Raw genomic sequence first — 20,831 nt, 5'->3', positions numbered from 1 at the left:
GCGGCGGCCTGTCGGCCGGGTGGCAAATCGCCTAAAGTTGATGAGCAGATACACTTTTTTATCCCCTTGGGGGGATCTGCGTTTGACGCTGCGGCCGATTTAGCTTACAAGGGTTACCGAATTGAGCACCGAGGTTTTTTGTTAGCGCCAAGACGCCGTTAAAAACATATGGTTTCCCTCCCGCGGCGTGGATTGCGATTTATTCGGTTGCCAAACTACCAAGAGTGTTGAGATAATTTTTCGTCTGATCTCGCACTATCGCTCATGAGGTTTCAGTTTAGGTCCCGCCGCTGATTTGATTGGCGGGGCGGGTTAACATTAACGAATTGTCTTAGTAATACCGAAAAACATGGCAGAGAAACGCAATATCTTTCTGGTTGGGCCTATGGGTGCCGGCAAAAGCACTATTGGCCGTCAGTTAGCTCAGCAACTCAATATGGAGTTCTTCGACTCCGATCAAGAAATTGAGCGACGTACCGGAGCTGACGTGGGCTGGGTATTCGACGTGGAAGGGGAAGAAGGTTTCCGCGATCGTGAAGAAAAAGTCATTAATGAACTGACGGAAAAACAAGGGATTGTGTTGGCGACCGGCGGCGGTTCGGTGAAGTCGCGCGAAACGCGCAACCGTCTGTCCGCGCGCGGCGTGGTGGTTTATCTCGAAACCACGATCGAAAAGCAGTTGGCTCGTACCCAGCGTGATAAAAAACGCCCGCTGCTGCAGGTTGATTCTCCGCCGCGTGAAGTGCTGGAAGCTTTGGCGAAAGAGCGCAATCCGTTGTATGAAGAGATTGCCGATGTCACCATTCGCACCGACGATCAGAGCGCTAAAGTGGTTGCCAACCAGATCATCAACATGCTGGAAAGCAACTGATTGCCGATTTTCGCGTTCGCCGTCGGCTAATGCGGAAAACTGATTTGTGTTCCCCGCCGTTGCGGGGATCAACCACCGCCGTACCATACAGAGAACTAAGCGCGACATGGAGAGAATTACTGTAACGCTTGGGGAGCGCAGCTACCCGATTACCATCGCCGCCGGATTGTTTGACGATCCGGCTTCTTTTATGCCGTTAAAGGCGGGTGAACAAGCGATGTTGGTCACCAACCAGACCCTGGCGCCGCTCTATCTGGAGCGTGTCCGGCAGGTGCTGGAGCAGAGCGGCGTCGTGGTGGATCAGGTGATTCTTCCCGATGGTGAGCAGTACAAATCTCTGGCGGTGTTGGAGCAGGTGTTTTCGGCGCTGCTCGAAAAACCGCACGGGCGCGATACCACGCTGATCGCGCTCGGTGGCGGCGTTGTCGGCGATCTGACCGGCTTCGCCGCCGCGTGCTACCAACGCGGCGTGCGCTTCATTCAGGTTCCCACCACGCTGCTGTCGCAGGTGGACTCCTCCGTGGGCGGCAAGACCGCCGTCAACCACCCGCTCGGCAAAAACATGATCGGCGCTTTCTATCAACCCGCTTCGGTGGTGGTTGATCTGGATTGCCTGAAAACGCTGCCGACGCGTGAACTCTCTTCCGGCCTGGCCGAAGTCATCAAATACGGGATCATTCTCGATCGCGAGTTTTTCGTCTGGTTGGAACATAACATCGATGCGCTGATGGCGTTGGATATGCAGGCGTTGGCCTACTGCATTCGCCGCTGCTGCGAGCTGAAGGCCGAGGTGGTGGCCGCAGACGAACGCGAAAGCGGTCTGCGCGCCCTGCTGAATCTGGGCCATACTTACGGCCATGCTATCGAAGCCGAGATGGGCTACGGCGTGTGGCTGCACGGTGAGGCGGTGGCTGCGGGCATGGTGATGGCGGCGGAAACCGCGCACCGTCTCGGCCAGTTCTCCGTTGAAGACATCGAGCGCATCAAAGCGCTGCTGTTGCGCGCCGGCTTGCCGGTCTGCGGGCCGCAGGAAATGACGCCGGAATCCTACTTGCCGCACATGTTGCGCGACAAGAAAGTGCTGGCGGGGGAACTGCGTTTGGTGTTGCCGACCGCGATCGGTGCGGCGGAAGTGCGCGGCGGCGTAGGGCATGAGCTGGTGCTGGCGTCGATCGCCGCCTGCTCGCCTGAGCGGAAGCGTAATTAAATCGGACTAAGTAACAGTGGCTTAGCCGCCATTAGCATCTATATTAATACAGTGAGCAGAGCACGACGGGTGTCGCTTTGCCATCATCGGGTTAATCCGCCCGTGCCACGGTAGGTCTACGGTGGTGGGCTTTTGCCTCTAGTTGGAGGGTTTCAGATGGACGAGTTTAAACCGGAAGACGATCTCAGACCTGATAGCAGCGATCGTCGTCCTACGCGTTCGCGCAAGCCGGCCGCCGCGCCGCGCTTCGCCGTTTCGCGCCAGCATTTGATGATTGGCATCGGCATTTTGGTGCTGCTGCTGCTGATTATCGGCATCGGTTCAGCCCTGAAGGCGCCGACCAAACATGAAGCGGCGCAGGAGAGCGGCGCGCAAAACGGCGCGGCCCGCGATATAAACCTGTCCGGTTCTTCGTCGCTGACCACCGCCAATAACGGCGTGCCGGGCGGCACGACGGATACCCACGATAATAACGGCGTGAGCGCGACTCAGCCGCAGCAACCGCAGAACGTCAGCGTTCCGCCGATCTCCGGCACGCCGACCGAAGCGCAAACGCAGCCTCAGCAAGGCGGTGCGCAGCAGCGCGTCGATTTGCCGGGCAACATGGCGGATGCGCTGTCGCAGCAGCAGGGGCAGGTGGATGCCGCGACCCAGGGCATGACCGGCGCAGCGTCGACGTTGCCGACCGCACCGGCGACGGTGATGAGCGGCGCCGCAGCGCGCGAAGCGACGCGTCCTGTGCAGGGCACTGCCCCGCAACAGCATAAAACGCCGGCGAAAACCGCCGCCGCCAAACCGACCGCAACGCAGCATAAATCACCGACTACGGTGTATACGCCGCCGGCCAAGCCGTCTTCCACCGCGAAAGCGGGAGCGGTCGCCAGCAGCGGCAGTTCTGTGCAGTCTGCGCCGGGCAGCCACTATACCTTGCAACTGAGCAGCGCTTCGCGTTCCGATACGCTGAACGCCTACGCCAAACAGCAGAAGCTGCAGAATTACCTGGTGTACGCCACCAAGCGTGACGGCAAGCCGTGGTACGTGCTGGTGAGCGGCAACTATGCGTCTTCTGCTGAAGCGAAGCGCGCCATTGCTTCGTTGCCGGCCGATGTGCAGGCGAAAAAACCGTGGGTCCGACCTGTACACCAAGTGCAGCAAGATCTTAAAAAATAAATCATTTAAATTTGTGCGCTGATGTGCTGTCTGAAACAGAGTACAATCCGCCGCTCTGAATTGTATAAGTAGCTAATTGACGGCATGAAGAAAAACCGCGCTTTTTTAAAATGGGCTGGTGGAAAATACCCGCTGGTAGATGAGATTCGTCGCCATCTGCCGGCGGGAGACTGCTTAATCGAGCCCTTCGTGGGTGCGGGATCCGTCTTTCTGAATACGGATTACGACGCCTACATTCTCGCCGACATCAATAGCGATCTTATCAACCTGTATAACATCGTTAAGCTGCGCACGGATGACTTCGTGCGCGATGCCCGCACGCTTTTCGCCGATGAATTCAATAACTCGGATCAGTTTTACCTGCTGCGAGAAGAGTTCAATACTAGCACCGAGCCTTACCGCCGGGCGCTGCTGTTCCTCTACCTGAACCGTCACTGCTATAACGGCCTGTGCCGCTATAACCTGCGCGGCGAGTTCAATGTGCCGTTTGGCCGGTACAAGAAACCGTACTTCCCGGAAGAAGAGCTCTACTGGTTTGCTGAAAAATCGCGCAATGCCACTTTTGTCTGCGAGCATTACCGCGATACCATGGCGAAGGCTGCAGCCGGCGCCGTGGTGTATTGCGATCCGCCTTATGCGCCGCTGTCGGCGACGGCGAATTTCACCGCTTACCACACCAACAGCTTCAGCATCGCCGATCAGCAGAGCCTGGCGCATCTGGCGCATCAGCTCTCGGTAGAGAGCCGGGTGCCGGTATTGATTTCCAATCACGATACCGAGCTGACGCGCGACTGGTACCAGCATGCTGCGCTGTATGTGGTGAAAGCGCGCCGCACGATCAGCCGCAATATTCTCGGCCGCAGTAAAGTGAACGAGCTTTTGGCGCTGTATCGCTAAGCCGGGGGCACCCCGGCGCATAACAACTCGACCCTACGTTTGGAGAAGCGGATGAAAAAGTTTTTGATTGCCCCGTCCATTCTGTCGGCAGATTTTGCCCGGTTAGGTGAAGATACCGCTAACGTGCTGGCCGCAGGCGGCGACGTGGTGCACTTCGACGTCATGGACAACCACTACGTGCCCAATCTGACCATCGGTCCGATGGTGTGCGAAGCGCTGCGCAACTACGGCATTACCGCGCCGATTGACGTGCATCTGATGGTCAAGCCGGTGGACCGCATCGTGCCTGACTTCGCCAAGGCCGGCGCGTCTTATATCTCTTTCCACCCTGAAGCCTCCGAACATGTCGATCGCACCATTCAGCTGATCAAAGAGCACGGCTGTAAGGCCGGCCTGGTGTTCAACCCGGCGACCCCGCTGAGCTATCTTGATTACGTGATGGATAAAATCGACGTGATCCTGCTGATGTCGGTCAACCCGGGCTTCGGCGGCCAGTCGTTCATCCACGGCACGCTCGACAAGCTGCGCCAGGTGCGCAAGCTGATCGACGACAGCGGCCGCGATATCCGTCTCGAAGTCGACGGCGGGGTGAAGGTGGACAACATCGCCGAAATCGCCGCCGCGGGCGCCGATATGTTCGTCGCCGGTTCCGCCATCTTTGGCCAGCCGGACTACCGCAAGGTGATCGACGAAATGCGCAGCGAGCTGGCGAAGGTTTCCCATGGCTGATTTCGGCGCGATCCGCGCACTGGCCTTCGATCTTGACGGCACGCTGGTCGACAGCGCGCCGGGCCTCGCGGCCGCCATCGATATGGCGCTGGAAGAGAGGGGGCTGCCGCAAGCGGGTGAAGAGCGAGTCGGCACCTGGATCGGCAACGGCGCCGACGTGCTGGTGCAGCGCGCGCTGCGCTGGGCGGAAGCGGAAGATACGCCGGAGCAGTGCGGCCGGCTGCGTGAGCGCTTCGATCATTTCTACGCGCAGACCGTCGACAGCGGCAGCCGCCTTTTCCCGCAGGTGCAAGAGACGCTGGCCCGCCTGGCCGCGCACTGTTACCCGATGGCATTGGTGACCAACAAGCCGACGCCGTTCGTGGCGCCGCTGCTGGCATCGCTGGGCATTGGCGAGTATTTTTCGCTGGTGATCGGCGGCGACGACGTGACGGAAAAGAAACCTCACCCGGCGCCGTTGTATCTGGTGCTCGGCAAGCTTGGGTTGCGAGCGCATGAACTGCTGTTCGTCGGCGATTCGCGCAACGATATTCAAGCCGCCCAGGGCGCCGGTTGCCCGAGCGTCGGTTTTACCTACGGTTATAACTACGGCGAATCGATCGCCCTGAGCCACCCCGATCGGGTGTTGGAGCGCTTCGCCGATTTGTTGCCCGCTCTTGGGCTGTCATCTTTAGAGAATCAGGAAATTTAAACATGAGTAAGCCCATCGTATTTAGCGGCGCGCAGCCGTCCGGCGAACTGACCATCGGCAACTACATGGGTGCGCTGCGTCAGTGGGTGCAGATGCAGGACGACTACGACTGCATCTACTGCATCGTCGATCTGCATGCCATCACCGTGCGCCAAGACGCCGAAAAGCTGCGCAAAGCCACGCTGGATACGCTGGCGCTGTATCTGGCCTGCGGCATCGATCCGGAAAAAAGCACCATCTTCGTGCAGTCGCATGTGCCTGAGCACACGCAGCTGAGTTGGGTGCTGAACTGCTACACCTATTTCGGCGAACTGAGCCGCATGACGCAGTTCAAAGACAAATCCGCACGCTACGCGGAGAACATCAACGCCGGGCTGTTCAGCTATCCGGTGCTGATGGCGGCGGACATCCTGCTGTATCAAACCAATCAGGTGCCGGTGGGCGAAGACCAGAAACAACACCTGGAACTGAGCCGCGACGTGGGCCAGCGTTTCAACGCGCTGTACGGCGACGTGTTCAAAGTGCCGGAGCCGTTTATTCCTAAATCCGGCGCGCGCGTGATGTCGCTGCAGGAACCGACCAAGAAGATGTCCAAGTCGGACGATAACCGCAACAACGTGATCGGCCTGCTGGAAGATCCGAAAGCGGTGACCAAAAAGATCAAACGCGCAATGACCGACTCGGAAGAGCCGCCTGTCGTGCGTTACGACGTGGTCAACAAGGCGGGCGTCTCCAACCTGTTGGACATCCTCGCCGGCGTCACCGGCAAGAGCATCGCGCAGCTGGAAGCCGAGTTCGAAGGCCAAATGTACGGCCACCTGAAAGGCGCGGTGGCGGAAGCCGTCTCCGGCATGCTGGCTGAGCTGCAGGAGCGTTACCACCGCTTCCGCAACGACGAAGCCTACCTGCAGCAGGTGATGCGCGACGGCGCCGCCAAGGCCCGCGCACGCGCGCAGGAAACCCTGGCGAAGGTGTATCAGGCCGTCGGTTTCGTACCGCCGCAGGCGTAACGCCGGCGCAAATAAAAAAAGCGGCCTTGGGCCGCTTTTTTTACGTCGGTATCACGCCATTTGCGCCAGGCCGGCGGGCGATTCCTCGCTGGCGAACCAATTAAGCTTGCTGCGCAGGCTGACCACGCTGCCGACGATGATCAGGCTGGGGCTCGCGGCCTGCAGGGACAAGGCGCCCAGTTGGCCAAGCTCGCCTTCGATCACCCGCTGGCGACAGGACGTGCCGTTTTCCACCAGCGCCACCGGCGTGGCGGCCGGCAGTCCGTTCGCGATCAGCCGGCGCTGGATCTCCGCCGCCTGCGACAGCCCCATATAGAACACCAGCGTCTGTTGCCCGGCGGCCAGCGTCGCCCAGTCCAATCCACCGTCGGCCTTGGCGTGGCCGGTCACCAGACGCACGCTCTGCGCGTGGTCGCGGTGGGTGAGCGGGATGCCGCTGTAGGCGGAGCAGCCGGAGGCGGCGGTGATGCCCGGCACCACCGAGAACGGCACGTCGGCGTCCGCCAGCGTTTCCAGCTCTTCGCCGCCGCGGCCGAAGATAAAGGGATCGCCGCCCTTCAGGCGCACCACGCGTTTGCCTTGCCGCGCTTGCTGCAGCAGGATGTGGTTGATCTGCTCCTGCGGCACGCAGTGATGGCCGGCGCGTTTGCCAACGAAGATGCGCTCGGCGTCGCGACGCACCAGCGTCATGATCGCTTCGGAGACCAGCCGGTCGTAAACCACCACGTCGGCCTGCTGGATCTGTTGCAGCCCTTTCAGCGTCAGCAAGCCGGCATCGCCCGGCCCGGCGCCCACCAGCACCACTTCACCACGATCCTCCGGCCGTTCGCTGAACAGCTGTTCGAGCTGGCGTTCGGCCAGAGCCGCGTCGTCATTGGCCAGCGATTGCGCCAGCCGATCGTGAGCGAACAGCCGCTCCCAGAAGCGGCGGCGCGCGCCGAGGCTGCTGAAGCGCTGTTTCACCCGTTGACGCAGCGATCCGCCCAGCTGCGCCAGCTTGCCGAGGTGTTGCGGCAGCAGCGCTTCCAGCTTCTCGCGCAGCAACCGCGCCAACACCGGCGCTTTGCCGCCGGAGGACACCGCCACCATGATCGGCGAACGATCGATGATCGACGGCATGATAAAGCTGGCGCGTTTCGGGTCATCGACCACGTTGCAGAACACCCGCTGCTGGTTGGCGCACTGGTACACCCGCGCGTTGATCTCCAGCCGGTCAGTGGCGGCGATCACCAACCATTTTTCCGTCAGCAGGGCCGGGCTGAATTCGCCTTCGGCCAGCGTCAACAGGCCTTCTGCCGCCCACTGGTGGAACTGCGGGCTGAAGGCCAGGGCGTTGACGGTCAGCGCCGCGTCGGCGTCCAGCAGCAGGCGCGCCTTGCGTTCGGCGATTTCGCCGCCGCCGACCAGCAGGCAGGCTTTGTGTTGCAGTTGGCAGAAAATCGGCAGGTAGTCCATCGGCATTCCTCGGGGTTATCGGCGTGGGGGCGGGATGCGCCCCCGAAAGGTTATGCCGCGACTTGCACGATGCCGTCGACCACCCGGCTGGTGAAGCTGGCGACGGAGCGGCTGTCATCTTCCAGGCAGTGGCCATCGTACAGGCGGAAACGCTGTTTCTTCAGCGGACTGGCGACCCACAACTCCCCCTGATGCTCGGCGATCAGCCCGCGCGACAGCACGCTGGCCTGGGCGAACGGGTCGATATTGCTGATGGCGAACACCTGTTCGTCGGCATAGGGGCGGAACACCGCCACCTGCCGATCGCCGATCAGGGCGCACACGCCGGTGCCGGGCAGGATGTCGGCGATGGGGCAAACGGTAATCCACTGGCTCATGCTTGGCTCTCCTCGGTGTCGATCAGGGTGACGGCAATGCGCTCGTCAGGGCGCGCCGGGCGGTGTTGGTCACGTTCGGCCACCACCTGCACGTTCGGATCGCGCAGCGGGCTGTTGATGAAGTGGGCGAAGCGCAGCTGCGTTTCCGGGTGCTCGACGGTTTCTTTCCACTCGCAGATCACCGCCTCGCGCAGGCGGGCGATATCCGCTTCCAATTGCTCGTTGATGCCGAGCTTGTCGTCGACGATCACCTTGCGCAGGTAATCGATGCCGCCTTCCAGGCTTTCCAGCCATACCGAGGTGCGCTGCAGCTTATCGGCGGTGCGGATATAGAACATCATGAAACGGTCGAGGTAGCGCACCAGGGTCTCGCTATCGAGATCGGCGGCCAGCAGGTCGGCGTGGCGCGGTTTCATGCCGCCGTTGCCGCAAACATACAGGTTCCAGCCGTTTTCGGTGGCGATGATGCCGACGTCTTTGCCCTGCGCTTCGGCGCATTCCCGGGTACAGCCCGAGACGCCGAATTTCATTTTGTGCGGGGTGCGGATGCCTTTGTAGCGATGTTCCAGCGTGACGCCGAAACCGACGCTGTCGCCGACGCCATAGCGGCACCAGGTGCTGCCGACGCAGGTTTTCGCCATGCGCAGCGCCTTGGCGTATGCGTGCCCGGTTTCAAAGCCGGCAGCGAGCAGCTTGCGCCAGATGGCCGGCAGGTCGTCTTTCTGCGCGCCGAACATGCCGATGCGCTGCGAGCCGGTCATTTTGGTGTAAAGGTTGTACTCTTTGGCGATCTGTCCGATGGCCAGCAGGCCGTCCGGGGTGATTTCGCCGCCGGCGGAGCGCGGTATCACCGAGTAAGTGCCGTCTTTCTGGATATTGCCGAGGAAGTTGTCGTTGGTATCCTGCAGCGGCGTGTGCTGTGGTTTGAGGATGTATTCGTTCCAGCACGAGGCCAGCAGCGAGCCGACGGTCGGTTTGCAGACTTCGCAGCCGTAACCTTTCCCGTATTTGGCCAATAACGCCTCGAACGACTTGATGCCTTCGACGCGGATCAGGTGGAACAGCTCCTGACGTGAATAGGCGAAGTGTTCGCACAGGTGGTGGTTAACCTCGATGCCTTGCTTGCTCAGTTCGGCGTTCAACACCTGGGTGAGCAGCGGGATGCAGCCGCCGCAGCCGGTGCCGGCCTTGGTTTCGGCTTTCAGCGCCGCCACGGTGTGGCAGCCTTGGTTGACTGCCCGGATGATGTCGCCTTTGCTGACGTCGAAGCAGGAGCAAATCTGCGCGCTTTCCGGCAGCGAATCCACGCCGATGGCCGGCTTGCTGCCCGCATGGGCCGGCAGGATCAGGCCGTCCGGGTTTTCCGGCAGCGCGATGCCGTTCAGCGCCAGCTGCAGCAGGTTGCCGTAATCGCTGGTATCGCCGACCAACACTGCGCCGAGCAGGGTTTTGTTGTCGGCGCTGACCACGATGCGTTTGTAGACCTCTTTGCTCTCATCCAGATAAACGTAGCTGCGGGCGCCCTCGGTGCGGCCGTGGGCATCGCCGATGCCACCGACGTCTACGCCCAGCAGTTTCAGTTTGGCGCTCATGTCGGCGCCCTGGAAGCCGTTTTCGCGGCCCAGCAGGTGATCGGCGGCCACCTGCGCCATTTTGTAACCTGGCGCCACCAGGCCGAAGGTGCGATCGCGCCAGGCGGCGCACTCACCGATGGCGTACACGTCCGGATCCGATGTCTGGCAGCAGTCGTTGATGGCGATGCCGCCGCGGCGGCCGATCTCCAGTCCGCATTGACGCGCCAGCTTGTCCTGGGCGCGGATGCCGGTGGAGAAAACGATGAAATCCACTTCCAGCAGGCTGCCGTCGGCGAAATGCAGGGTTTTGCGCGCCGTGCCGCCGCCGTTGACGATCTCCTGGGTGTTTTTCCCGGTGTGTACCTTGACGCCCATGCGCTCGATCTTGCGGCGCAGCTGGTCACCGCCCATCGGGTCGAGCTGTTCGGCCATCAGCACCGGAGCGAACTCGATCACGTGCGTTTCCACCCCCAGGCTTTTCAGCGCGCCGGCGGCTTCCAGCCCCAACAGCCCGCCGCCGACCACCGCGCCGCGTTTGCTGCGGCGCGCGCAGGCTTCAATGGCGTTCAGGTCTTCGATGGTGCGGTAAACGAAGCAGTCCTGGCTATCCGAGCCTTTAATCGGCGGGATCCACGGATAGGAGCCGGTGGCCATGATCAGCTTGTCGTAATAGACGGTGCGTCCGGTATTGGAGTGGATGACTTTCTCGTCGCGATTGATGGTGATGGCGCGTTCGCCGAGCAGCACCTTCACGCCGTGCTTTTCGTAAAAGCCTTCGCGCACCAGCGACAGCTCTTCGGCGGTATGGTGCGAGAAATAGGAAGAGAGATGCACGCGATCGTAAGCGATGCGCGGCTCTTCGCAAAATACGGTGATGTCGAATAGGTCTTTGTCTGCTTTATCCAACAGATCTTCGATGAACCGGTGGCCGACCATGCCATTGCCGATCACGGCAAGTTTGACTCTGCTCATTATTGCCTCAAAATTCGGGTTTCCTAGGCTTACCTTATCCCTCCCGAGGGGCAATTTATTGATGCAAATCAATCGCGCCTTTATCTACCCACAACGTGGTATATGAATGATTTTCCACGTTTTTTGATAAGTTGCGGATTTTATTCACCTTTAGCTGAAGCGAGTCAGGTCGCGCACCAACTACCCCGCTGGGAGTAGACGCGCAGGCCGGCGTGCAACGGCGACTTTGTCAGCGCGATCCGCTGCCAGTATGATGAAGAAAACCAGCGCAACGGCAGAGGTGAAGGGTGGCGAAACGTCCATTGAAGTTTATCGACAACCTGCGTTTAAGCGGGCATGAAGGATTGTGGCAACTGGCGATCGAGCAGGGGCGCATTGCGCATCTGGTGCCGCAGCCGGAAGGGCAGGAGTGGCGCAGCGACGTGCTGGATGCGCAGGGCGGGCTGGCGTTGCCGGCGTTCGTCGAACCGCATATTCATCTGGATACCACGCAAACCGCCGGCCAGCCGGCCTGGAACCAGTCCGGCACGCTGTTTGAGGGGATCGAGCGCTGGGCAGAACGCAAAGCCTTGTTGACCCATGAAGATGTCAAGCAACGCGCCTGGCAAACGCTCAAGTGGCAGATCGCCAACGGCGTGCAGTATGTGCGCACCCACGTCGACGTTTCCGATCCTACGCTGACCGCGCTGCGCGCCATGCTGGAAGTTAAGCAGGAGGTGGCGCCCTGGGTAACGCTGCAGATCGTCGCCTTCCCGCAGGAGGGGATCCTTTCCTATCCCAACGGCGAAGCATTGCTGGAAGAAGCGCTGCGGCTGGGGGCCGACGTGGTGGGCGCCATTCCGCATTTCGAGTTCACCCGCGAGTACGGCGTGGAGTCGCTGCACAAGGCATTCGCGCTGGCGCAAAAATACGATCGGCTGGTGGACGTGCACTGCGATGAAATTGACGATGAGCAATCGCGTTTCGTCGAGACCGTGGCGGCGCTGGCCTTGAAGCTGGAGATGGGGGAGAAAGTCACCGCCAGCCACACCACGGCGATGCACTCTTACAACGGCGCTTACGCCTCGCGGCTGTTCCGCCTGCTGAAAATGTCCGGCATCAACTTCGTCGCCAACCCGCTGGTGAACATTCACCTGCAGGGGCGTTTCGACAGCTACCCAAAACGGCGCGGCGTGACGCGGGTGAAGGAGATGTTGGAAGCGGAGATCAACGTCTGCTTCGGCCACGACGATGTGTTCGATCCCTGGTATCCGCTCGGCACCGCCAACATGCTGCAGGTGCTGCATATGGGGCTGCACGTGTGCCAGCTGATGGGCTATGGCCAAATCGACGACGGGCTGAAGCTGATCACCCACCACAGCGCGCGCACTCTTAACCTGAGCGACTACGGCCTGGCGGCCGGCAACAGCGCCAACCTGGTGATCCTGCCGGCGGAAAGCGGTTTCGACGCGGTGCGCCGCCAGACGCCGGTGCGTTATTCGATTCGCCAGGGCGCGGTGATCGCCGAAACGCGGCCGGCGGAAACCACGCTGCATCTGCAGCAGGATGAGACGGTGGATTTTCGGCGCTAAGGCGCAAAAAAGGGCGCCTTGCGGGCGCCCTTGATGTATTTGATGCGAAGAAATCAGTGCGTTACGTGACCGTGGCTGCGGTGCTTGGTCACGAAGCCCAGCAGCAGACACATCACGAACACCGCCAGATACAGGCCGTTGGCGGTGGTCAGCGCCGCGTGCGCCCCGCCTTTCGCCACGATCGGGCCGGTGACCACGAAGGTCAGCATGGTGCCGATGGTGCCGCAGGTCAGGATAAAGTTGACCAGCTTCGGCGAGGAGACCTTGGTCTGCAGCGAGCCGAGGGTGATCAGCGTGGTGTAGATGGCGCTGGAAACGAAGCCCAGGGCCATGATGTAGTAGCCCAGGTGCTCCGGATTGTCGGTGCTGACGAACAGGTACATCGCGCCGGTGGCCAGCGCGGCCAGCACGGTAACAATACGCTGTAGATCGAAGAAGCGCAGGATGAAGCTGAACACCCACATGCCGATCATGTATGAGGTCCAGAAGTCGCTCACCAGCTTACCGGCCTGGCCGATGTCCATGTTGAACGACTTGGTGGCGTACTCAGGCACCCACTGAATGAAGCCCAGCTGGCCAAGGATGTAGCACAGCGCGGCGATCGACAGGAACAGCACGCCGATGCCCCATTTTTCTTTCTCGACCGGTTGACCGGCGTCGGCGCCTTTCTTGCCCAGCACCGGGAATTCGGAGCACAGGGTCAGCACGAAGATCCCCACGTACAGCAGGCCGATGCAGGCATAAACCCAGTACCAGCCGATATGGCGAGCCAGCAGCATGGCGGCGACGATTGGGAAGATCATCCCGGCCATGCTGAAGAAGGAATCGGTGAACAACAGGCGTGAACCGCGCTGGCGGCCGGCATACATGTGGGTGATCAGGAAGGTGCCGATCGACATGGTGATGCCGCTAACCACGCCAAGGATAAACATGCACAGCGAGAACATGGTCAGGCTCTTGCCGAGCATCAGCCCCGCCACCGCCAGCACCATCAGGACAAAGCCGAAGATCAGCTGACGCTTCAGCGGGATGATTTCCATCAGCCAGGCATTGAGGAAGATCGAAATCAAAATGCCGGCGTTGAGGAAAGTAAAGGTGTTACTCATGCTGGAAACCGGCAGATTAAAGTACTCTGCAATGTTTCCCATCACCATCCCTGTGACGATCACTAAAGCACCGGTCAGCGCGTACGAAAAGAAGCTGATCCAGGTAAGCCGTATGCGGTTACTGTCATTCATTATATAGGCCTGAATATGTCTGTTAGAGGTTTTAAAACTGGCATAAGGCCGCTGGCTTTTCCTGGCAAACGCAGAAAAAAGTCCCGTTCAGGCCACCAGGGGGCGGATCCTAGCACAGACAACGGGATTTTTTGTGATGGCTGTCGATTTTTTGATGCAACCCATGAAGGGGTGATACGCATTATTGTGATCTATTTGCGTACCGTCACAATGGAATCACGCTTGATGATCGTCGGCTCAAAACGGTGTGTCGGGGTGGCGGGATCGATCAACCTGCGCGCCGCGTATTGCGCCATCTCGCTGATGGGAAAGTGTACGCTGCTCAACGCCGGGCGGACGAAGGGCGCGCGTTCGCCGCTGTCGTAGCAGATCAAGGAGATATCCTGTGGCACCCGCAGGCGGTGCTCGTTGATCGCCAGCAGGGCGCCGATCGCCATCTCTTCGTTGCAGCAGTAGATGGCGCTGGGCGGCGCGGCCTGCCGCAACAGGCGATCGGCGCAGCGGTAACCGCTTTCCAGATCGTAAACGCCTTCCAGACAGGCCACCGGCTCGATATTCGCCGCCTGCATCGCCTCTTCAAACCCTTGCAGCCGCAGGCGGCTCGACGGCCGCTCGCGCGGCCCGCTGATGCAGGCGATGCGCCGGTGGCCGGCGTCGAGCAGTTGCTGGGTCGCCATGCGGCTGGCGAGCGGATGATCGAAGGTGACGCAGCGGTCTTCCAGCCCCGGCACCAGACGATCGAGCAACACGAAATGACGTTGCTCCGCCGCCAGCTGGCGCAGCCGATCGTCGCTGAGAAAACGCACGTGCAGGATCACGCCGTCGCAGCGCAGGCTGAACAGCCGCTGCACCGCCTGCCATTCGTTTTCGGCGCTGTTGCGGCCCTGGGTCACCAGCAGCTGCTTGCCGTGGGATTCGGCCTCGGTTTGCACGAAGTCCATTAGCGCGCCGAAGAAGCCGCCGCGATACGACGTGGTGACCAGCCCGAGGGTATTGCTGTGGCTGGAGGCGAGCGCGCGGGCCGCCGGGTTGGGGGTGTAACCGAGCTGGGCGACGGCGCGCTCAACCTTCTCGCGGGTCGGCGCCTTGACGTTGCTGTCGCCGTTCACTACCCGTGATACGGTGGCGCGCGATACGCCCGCCAGCGCCGCGACATCTTCCAGTGTCACCATCGTCCAACTCCTGATTACGGCTAAAAAAATGGGTTCGGCGCGCCGAACCCCTGTCATACCGCGCGCAGGCGCTTACCTGAACTGCGGCAAATACGGCGCGTTTATCGTCAACACCTCGTCCAGCAACGGCTGCGCCAGATTGGCGTTGCCCACCAGCGGGTTGGCGATCAGCGCCAGCAAGCCGCTGCGGCGATCGCCGTGCACCGCGGCCTCGATGGTCAGGCGTTCGTAGGCTTTCACCTGCTGCGTCAGCGCCTGCATCGGTTCCGACAGTGGGCCGAAGGTCAGCGGATGCGCGCCCTGAGCATCGACGATACAGTTGATTTCTATCACAGCATCGTCCGGCAGGCCATGGATTGCGCCGCGGTTTGCGGTGTTGACCACTAATTGCGTGCCGAGATTATTATGGATAGCACGGATCAGCTCCAGCGCAACTTCAGAATAGAAAGAACCGCCGCGGAAGCTGAGCTGTTCCGGCTTACTGTTCAACTGCGGATCGGCATACAGCTCGAACAGCTCTTTTTCTACCTGCATCACCTGCTCGGCGCGGGTGCCGCGTTCGCCGGCGGCGGCCATCTCTTCCGCCAGCATCTCGCGGGTCTGGTAAAAATAGCGGTGGTACGGGCAGGGGATGGCGCCGAGCGCGCGCAGGAAGTCCGGCTGCCAGGGCTCTTCCTTGATGTTGTTCATGGTCAGCGCCGCGCCGTCGCACAGCATGTCGATCACGTTGCCGGTGACGTCGCGCCCCTGCTGCGTGACCTGATGCACCCAGACCATGTGGTTCAGGCCGGCGAACCGCAGCTGTACGTCGGCGTAAGGCGCCTGCAGCATGTTGGCGATCATGTGATGCATGCTGATCGGTACGTTGCACAGGCCGATGATCTTCGCTTTGGTAAAGCGGGACACCGCCTCGGTGACGATGCCGGCCGGGTTGGTGAAGTTGATGATCCAGGCGTCCGGCGCCAGCTTTTCCACCCGACGGGCGATATCCAGCATTACTGGAATGGTGCGCAGCGCCTTGGCGAAGCCGCCGACGCCGGTGGTCTCTTGGCCGAGCAGCTGGTATTTGAGGCCCAGCCGTTCGTCGGCGGCGCGCGCCGGCAGTTGCCCGACGCGGAACTGGGTCAGCACGAAAGCGGCGCCGCGAATCGCTTCGTCCAGCGCGAAGTGCACGCTGACCTTCACCTGTTCCAGCCCGTGGCGCGCCAGCATGCGGCGGGTCAGGGCGGCGATGGTTTCCACTTTTTGGCGGCCCGGTTCGACGTCCACCAGCGCCAGTTCGGTGACCGGCAGTTCATCGATACGTTGGATCAGCCCATCGACCAGTTCGGGAGTGTAGCTGCTGCCACCGCCAATCACCGCGATTTTGAGCGTGCTCATGAGCGGCCCTCCGTTTGCGACTGACGGCGATAGAGCTCGATCATGTCGTCGGCCAGATCCTGGATCACCATGGCGTTCATCAGATGATCCTGCGCATGTACCGTGATCAGGTTGATCGCCAGCTTGCCGCAGCCTTCGTCCAGGCCGATCAGCTCGGTCTGGATCAGGTGCGCCTTCTTCACCCACTCTTTGGATTCGACCATGTGTTTGGCCGCGGCGGCGAAGTCGCCGGCGCGCGCTTGCCGCAACGCCATCAACGCATTGCTGCGCGCGCTGCCGGAGAAAACCAGCAGTTCCATGATGGTGCTTTCAAACTCGGGGCTGACTTCAGTCATCAATTCACTCACGTCATTTCTCCAGGTGTTGCGCGGCGACGCCGCCGTGGGATACCTCAGTATCCGTTCTTTTTATAATGAGAGCGCTCTCATTTATATAGGGTAACGGCAACCGGTGTGCAAACTGGGAGGTAGATCGCAAAAAACGCCCTGGGGCGGTGCTGGGCAAAAAATGCGTGACGCGGTTGGCAAAAAAGCCTTCTGCGCCCATACTTTCCGCAGCAAAATTCAGGGCCACCTAGGATATGTCCCGTAATTGGGTAAATATAGGTAAATGGCTGGCACTTGCCGATACAGCTCTTTAGAATCAAAGCGCTTTTCCGTTGTTTGTCTCTCAGAGAAAGGACCCGTTAATGTTCAAACGTACTTTAGTGACCTTCGTCGCGCTGTGTTCCCTGACTGCGATGGCGCCAGCGGCGCTCGCCGCCGGTGAAACCCACGTCATGCTGACCACCTCGGCGGGGAATATCGAATTGGCGCTCGACAGCCAGAAGGCACCGGTTTCCACCCAGAATTTCGTCGATTACGTTAACAGCGGGTACTACAACAACACCATTTTCCACCGCGTGATCCCGGGCTTCATGATCCAGGGGGGCGGTTTCACCGCTGACATGCAGCAGAAATCCACCAAGGCGCCAATCAAGAACGAAGCCGACAACGGCTTGCGCAACCTGCGCGGCACCATTTCGATGGCGCGCACCGCCGACAAGGACAGCGCCACCAGCCAGTTCTTCCTGAACGTGGCCGATAACGCCTTCCTGGATCACGGCCAGCGTGACTTCGGCTACGCCGTGTTCGGCAAAGTGGTGAAAGGCATGGACGTCGTGGACAAGATCGCTCAGGTGCCGACCGGCAACGTCGGCCCTTACCAGAATGTGCCGACCAAACCGGTGGTGATTCTGTCGGCCAAGGTGCTGCCGTAAGTTTTTTGGCCGATCCCGCCGGGGTCGGCCGTCCTTCCTCACGAAGCCTTGCCTTCATCACTGTTTTCTCCCGCGCCCCATGCTCTAATCGGCAGACAATAACCAGACCGGAAATCCGGCGTTCGCCCTTTGTTGTCTCTGGATGAGTTGCTGCCATGTATGAATTTAACCAGGTGCTGTTGCTGTTGCAGCAGATGTGCGTCTATCTCGTCATCGCCTATCTGCTGAGCAAAACCCCGCTGTTTATCCCGCTGATGCAGGTGACCATTCGCCTGCCGCACAAGCTGCTGTGTTATGTGATCTTCTCGGTGTTCTGCATCATGGGCACCTATTTCGGGTTGCACATTCAGGATTCGATCGCCAATACCCGCGCGATAGGCGCGGTCCTGGGCGGCTTGCTGGGCGGGCCGTCGGTAGGTTTTCTGGTCGGGCTGACCGGCGGCCTGCACCGGTATACGCTCGGCGGCATGACCGACGTGGCCTGCGCGATCTCCACGGTGTCGGAAGGCCTGGTCGGCGGCATCGTACATAGCATCGCCATGCGCCGCGGGCGCATCGAGCTGCTGTTCAATCCGCTGTTCGTCGGCGGCGTGGCGCTGGTGGCGGAAGTGTTGCAGATGGCGATCATTCTGGCGGTGGCGCGCCCTTACAACGAGGCGTTGCAGCTGGTGGAGCACATCGCGCTGCCGATGATGATCGCCAATACCGTCGGCGCGGCGATGTTTATGCAAATCCTGCTGGATCGGCGCGCGATGTTCGAGAAATACACCAGCGCTTTCTCTTCCAAGGCGCTGAAAATCGCCGAGCGTACCGAGGGCATCCTGCGGCAGGGCTTCGATCAGGAAAACAGCATGAAGGTCGCCCGGGTGATTTATCAGGAACTGGGTATCGGCGCGGTGGCGATCACCGATCGCGACAAGCTGCTGGCGTTTATCGGCATCGGCGACGATCACCACCTGCCGGGGACGCCGATCGCCTCGGTGCATTCGCATCGCGCCATCGACAACAACGAGGTGGTGTACGCCGACGGCAACCAGCTCTCTTACTGCTGCTCGATCAATCCGGCCTGCAAGCTGGGATCGACGCTGGTGATCCCGCTGCGCGGCGAAAACCAGCGGGTCATCGGCACCATCAAGCTGTACGAACCGAAAAGCCAGCTGTTCAGCACCATCAACCGCACGCTGGGCGAAGGCATCGCCAGCCTGCTCTCGGCGCAGATCATGGCCGGACAGTACGAGCGCCACAAGCAGTTGTTGGCGCAGTCGGAGATCAAGCTGTTGCATGCGCAGGTCAACCCGCATTTCCTCTTCAATGCGTTGAATACGCTGGTGGCGGTGATCCGCCGTGATGGCGAGCGCGCCTGCGAGTTGGTGCAGTCCCTTTCGACCTTCTTTCGCAAAAACCTCAAGCGCTCGGATGATGAAGTCAGCCTGGCGGACGAGATAGAACATGTGAACGCCTACCTGCAGATCGAGAAAGCGCGTTTCGCCGATCGGCTGGAGATTGCGGTATCGCTGCCCGAGGCGCTGCTGGCGGCGCGGCTGCCGGCGTTTTCGCTGCAGCCGATCGTCGAGAACGCCATCAAGCACGGCACCTCGCATCTGTTGGGCGTGGGCCGCATCGAAATCGGCGCCTGCTGCGAAGGCGAGCATCTGCTGCTGCAGGTGACGGACAACGCCGGGCTGTTCCAGCCGAAACCAAACTGCAGCGGGCTGGGTATGAATCTGGTGGATAAACGCATTCGCGTGCGCTACGGCGAAGGCTATGGCGTGCAGGTGGATTGCCGGCCGGACGCCTATACCCGCATTACGCTCAATGTTCCCATGGAGAGGGCCGCCTGATGTTAAACGCACTGATTGTTGACGATGAGCCTTCCGCGCGCGACAACCTGCGCCATCTGCTGGAGGCCGAAGCGGGGATCACGATCATCGGCGAATGCGCCAACGCCATCGAAGCCATCAGCCAGATCCATCGGCTGCAGCCGGACGTGGTGTTTCTCGATATTCAAATGCCGCGTATCAGCGGGCTGGAAATGGTCGGCATGCTGGATCCCAATCGGATGCCGCACATCGTGTTTCTGACCGCCTACGACGAATACGCGGTGCAGGCGTTCGAGGAGCACGCCTTCGACTATCTGCTGAAGCCGGCGGAGCCGAAGCGGCTGAGCAAGACGCTGCAACGCCTGCGGCAGCGCAGTGCGCCGCAGGATGTGACGGCGCTGGATGACAGCGCCGGCTACCTGAAATACATTCCCTGCACCGGCCACAGCCGCATCTATCTGCTGCGGTTCGACGAGGTGTTGGCGATCCGTTCCAAACTGAGCGGGGTATTCGTGGTGCGCAGCGACGGCATGGAGTGTTTCACCGAATTGACGCTGCGCACGCTGGAAAGCCGTACGCCGCTGGTGCGCTGCCATCGGCAGTATTTGGTCAACCTGGAGCAGGTGCGCGAGATCCGCTTCGAAGAAGGCGGCGCGGCGGAGATGATCATGTCCGCCGGCGATCCGGTGCCGGTCAGCCGGCGTTATTTGAAAGCGCTGAAGGAGCAATTGGGGCTGCGGGGGTGACTATACGGGTGGCCACCGGCGGCGGGTATGCACGATGGCCAAGATGATGACGCGCTGAGCCGCCCATTCATAGACCAGCAGATAGGACGGAGAGATGACCAACTCGCGCGTGCCGGCTATCCGACCCGTTTTTCCGCTGGCGGGATGATGCACGAGGCGTGCCGCCGCGTCAGCGATTTTTACATCATTTTCTGCGGCGGCGGCCGGGTTTTTAAGTTCCAACCATTCATAAATCGCCAGACGATCGGCGATGGCGGGTTCCGTCCATATCAGTTTCACAAAAGTCCTTTTGTGGTTTATCGCGTTGATTTAGCTCTGCGTTCGGCGAAATAAGCGGCGACCTCTTCATCGTCGGCGAACTTGCCTTCACGCAACGCCTTGCGGCTCACCTCGACTTTTTCCCTCAGCCACTGGTCGTATTCTTCCTGCTGAGCCTGGCGGCTTACAAACTCGCGCATGAAATCGCGCAGCAGTTGTGAAGCCGTGCGGTCGGCGGCCTTTGCTGCGCTGGCAAAAGCGGTTTTTAACTCTTCATCCACGCGGATTACCACGGTAGATTCAGGCATGGTATTTACCTCGTATATACAGCGTAATATCCACTATAACACCGCTGCTTTATTGTTCAAGCAAGGACGGTCGGAGGCTCTGGCGTTAAGCGCAATCTGAATTCATCAGGCTCCGACGGCGCCCTTT

The 20,831-nt window shown here is 60.5% G+C and carries 20 protein-coding genes; 11 read left to right on the top strand and 9 right to left on the bottom strand.

Going from position 1 to position 20,831, the window contains the following annotated elements; genetic code table 11:
- Positions 1-349 precede the first annotated feature (349 nt).
- The 7 genes from aroK (at position 350) to trpS (ending at position 6,575) form a co-directional block, all read left to right on the top strand.
- A complete protein-coding gene (aroK, locus tag J9788_RS21185) occupies positions 350-871 on the top strand; it encodes a shikimate kinase AroK (protein ID WP_004391482.1) in 522 nt (173 codons plus the stop codon).
- Positions 872-977: 106 nt separating this feature from the next.
- On the top strand, positions 978-2,078 hold the full coding sequence (gene aroB, locus J9788_RS21180) for a 3-dehydroquinate synthase (protein ID WP_182265719.1): 1,101 nt from the start codon (positions 978-980) through the stop codon (positions 2,076-2,078).
- A gap of 156 nt (positions 2,079-2,234) precedes the next feature.
- Entirely contained in the window at positions 2,235-3,248 is a 1,014-nt protein-coding gene (locus J9788_RS21175) for an SPOR domain-containing protein (protein WP_033645274.1), read from the top strand.
- Between the two features lie 84 nt (positions 3,249-3,332).
- Positions 3,333-4,145, top strand: a complete 813-nt coding sequence (gene dam / locus J9788_RS21170) for an adenine-specific DNA-methyltransferase (RefSeq protein WP_033651736.1) — start codon at positions 3,333-3,335, stop codon at positions 4,143-4,145.
- 51 nt (positions 4,146-4,196) lie between these two features.
- On the top strand, positions 4,197-4,874 hold the full coding sequence (rpe, locus tag J9788_RS21165) for a ribulose-phosphate 3-epimerase (protein WP_019456160.1): 678 nt from the start codon (positions 4,197-4,199) through the stop codon (positions 4,872-4,874).
- A complete protein-coding gene (locus tag J9788_RS21160) occupies positions 4,867-5,565 on the top strand; it encodes a phosphoglycolate phosphatase (protein WP_182265720.1) in 699 nt (232 codons plus the stop codon). Before rpe ends, J9788_RS21160 begins: the two co-directional genes overlap by 8 nt.
- 2 nt (positions 5,566-5,567) lie before the next feature.
- Positions 5,568-6,575, top strand: a complete 1,008-nt coding sequence (trpS, locus tag J9788_RS21155) for a tryptophan--tRNA ligase (protein ID WP_004930324.1) — start codon at positions 5,568-5,570, stop codon at positions 6,573-6,575.
- A 51-nt stretch (positions 6,576-6,626) separates the two neighbouring features.
- Here trpS and cysG read toward each other — a convergent pair whose 3' ends face one another.
- From cysG to nirB, 3 genes are read right to left on the bottom strand one after another with little or no spacing between them, the layout of a single operon-like run.
- Positions 6,627-8,030, bottom strand: coding sequence for a siroheme synthase CysG (gene cysG, locus J9788_RS21150; protein ID WP_182265721.1), 1,404 nt, complete (start codon positions 8,028-8,030; stop codon positions 6,627-6,629).
- 50 nt (positions 8,031-8,080) lie between these two features.
- Positions 8,081-8,407, bottom strand: coding sequence for a nitrite reductase small subunit NirD (gene nirD / locus J9788_RS21145; protein ID WP_033645269.1), 327 nt, complete (start codon positions 8,405-8,407; stop codon positions 8,081-8,083).
- Positions 8,404-10,953, bottom strand: coding sequence for a nitrite reductase large subunit NirB (nirB, locus tag J9788_RS21140; RefSeq protein ID WP_046898718.1), 2,550 nt, complete (start codon positions 10,951-10,953; stop codon positions 8,404-8,406). Before nirB ends, nirD begins: the two co-directional genes overlap by 4 nt.
- Positions 10,954-11,255: 302 nt before the next feature.
- Between nirB and J9788_RS21135 the strand changes: the two genes are divergently transcribed.
- Positions 11,256-12,524 carry a cytosine deaminase gene (locus J9788_RS21135; RefSeq protein WP_227414677.1) on the top strand — a complete coding sequence of 423 codons (1,269 nt, stop codon included), beginning with the start codon at positions 11,256-11,258 and terminating at the stop codon, positions 12,522-12,524.
- A gap of 53 nt (positions 12,525-12,577) precedes the next feature.
- Here J9788_RS21135 and tsgA read toward each other — a convergent pair whose 3' ends face one another.
- The 4 genes from tsgA to J9788_RS21115 form a co-directional block, all read right to left on the bottom strand.
- On the bottom strand, positions 12,578-13,762 hold the full coding sequence (gene tsgA / locus J9788_RS21130) for an MFS transporter TsgA (RefSeq protein WP_046898720.1): 1,185 nt from the start codon (positions 13,760-13,762) through the stop codon (positions 12,578-12,580).
- A gap of 191 nt (positions 13,763-13,953) precedes the next feature.
- Positions 13,954-14,934, bottom strand: a complete 981-nt coding sequence (locus J9788_RS21125; RefSeq protein ID WP_094141724.1) for a LacI family DNA-binding transcriptional regulator — start codon at positions 14,932-14,934, stop codon at positions 13,954-13,956.
- 72 nt (positions 14,935-15,006) lie between these two features.
- A complete protein-coding gene (locus J9788_RS21120) occupies positions 15,007-16,314 on the bottom strand; it encodes a 6-phospho-beta-glucosidase (RefSeq protein WP_033645265.1) in 1,308 nt (435 codons plus the stop codon).
- Positions 16,311-16,649, bottom strand: coding sequence for a PTS lactose/cellobiose transporter subunit IIA (locus tag J9788_RS21115; protein WP_025304525.1), 339 nt, complete (start codon positions 16,647-16,649; stop codon positions 16,311-16,313). Before J9788_RS21115 ends, J9788_RS21120 begins: the two co-directional genes overlap by 4 nt.
- Before the next feature lie 353 nt (positions 16,650-17,002).
- Here J9788_RS21115 and ppiA point away from each other — a divergent pair, with 353 nt between their 5' ends.
- From ppiA to btsR, 3 genes are all read left to right on the top strand, one after another.
- Positions 17,003-17,572, top strand: a complete 570-nt coding sequence (ppiA, locus tag J9788_RS21110) for a peptidylprolyl isomerase A (RefSeq protein ID WP_033636286.1) — start codon at positions 17,003-17,005, stop codon at positions 17,570-17,572.
- Positions 17,573-17,727: 155 nt separating this feature from the next.
- Entirely contained in the window at positions 17,728-19,413 is a 1,686-nt protein-coding gene (locus tag J9788_RS21105) for a sensor histidine kinase (RefSeq protein ID WP_044029984.1), read from the top strand.
- Complete coding sequence (btsR, locus tag J9788_RS21100; protein WP_046898723.1) at positions 19,413-20,138, top strand: two-component system response regulator BtsR; 726 nt, start codon at positions 19,413-19,415, stop codon at positions 20,136-20,138. The genes J9788_RS21105 and btsR overlap by 1 nt, the downstream gene beginning before the upstream one ends.
- Here btsR and J9788_RS21095 read toward each other — a convergent pair whose 3' ends face one another.
- Both J9788_RS21095 and J9788_RS21090 read right to left on the bottom strand, forming a co-directional pair.
- A complete protein-coding gene (locus J9788_RS21095) occupies positions 20,139-20,417 on the bottom strand; it encodes a type II toxin-antitoxin system RelE/ParE family toxin (protein WP_182265722.1) in 279 nt (92 codons plus the stop codon).
- A gap of 17 nt (positions 20,418-20,434) precedes the next feature.
- A complete protein-coding gene (locus J9788_RS21090) occupies positions 20,435-20,704 on the bottom strand; it encodes a hypothetical protein (RefSeq protein WP_042785491.1) in 270 nt (89 codons plus the stop codon).
- Between the last annotated feature and the right edge of the window lie 127 nt (positions 20,705-20,831).

Source organism: Serratia sp. X10, assembly GCF_017811775.1.
Lineage (GTDB): Bacteria > Pseudomonadota > Gammaproteobacteria > Enterobacterales > Enterobacteriaceae > Serratia > Serratia ureilytica.
This window is presented reverse-complemented; position numbering and strand designations above follow the sequence as displayed.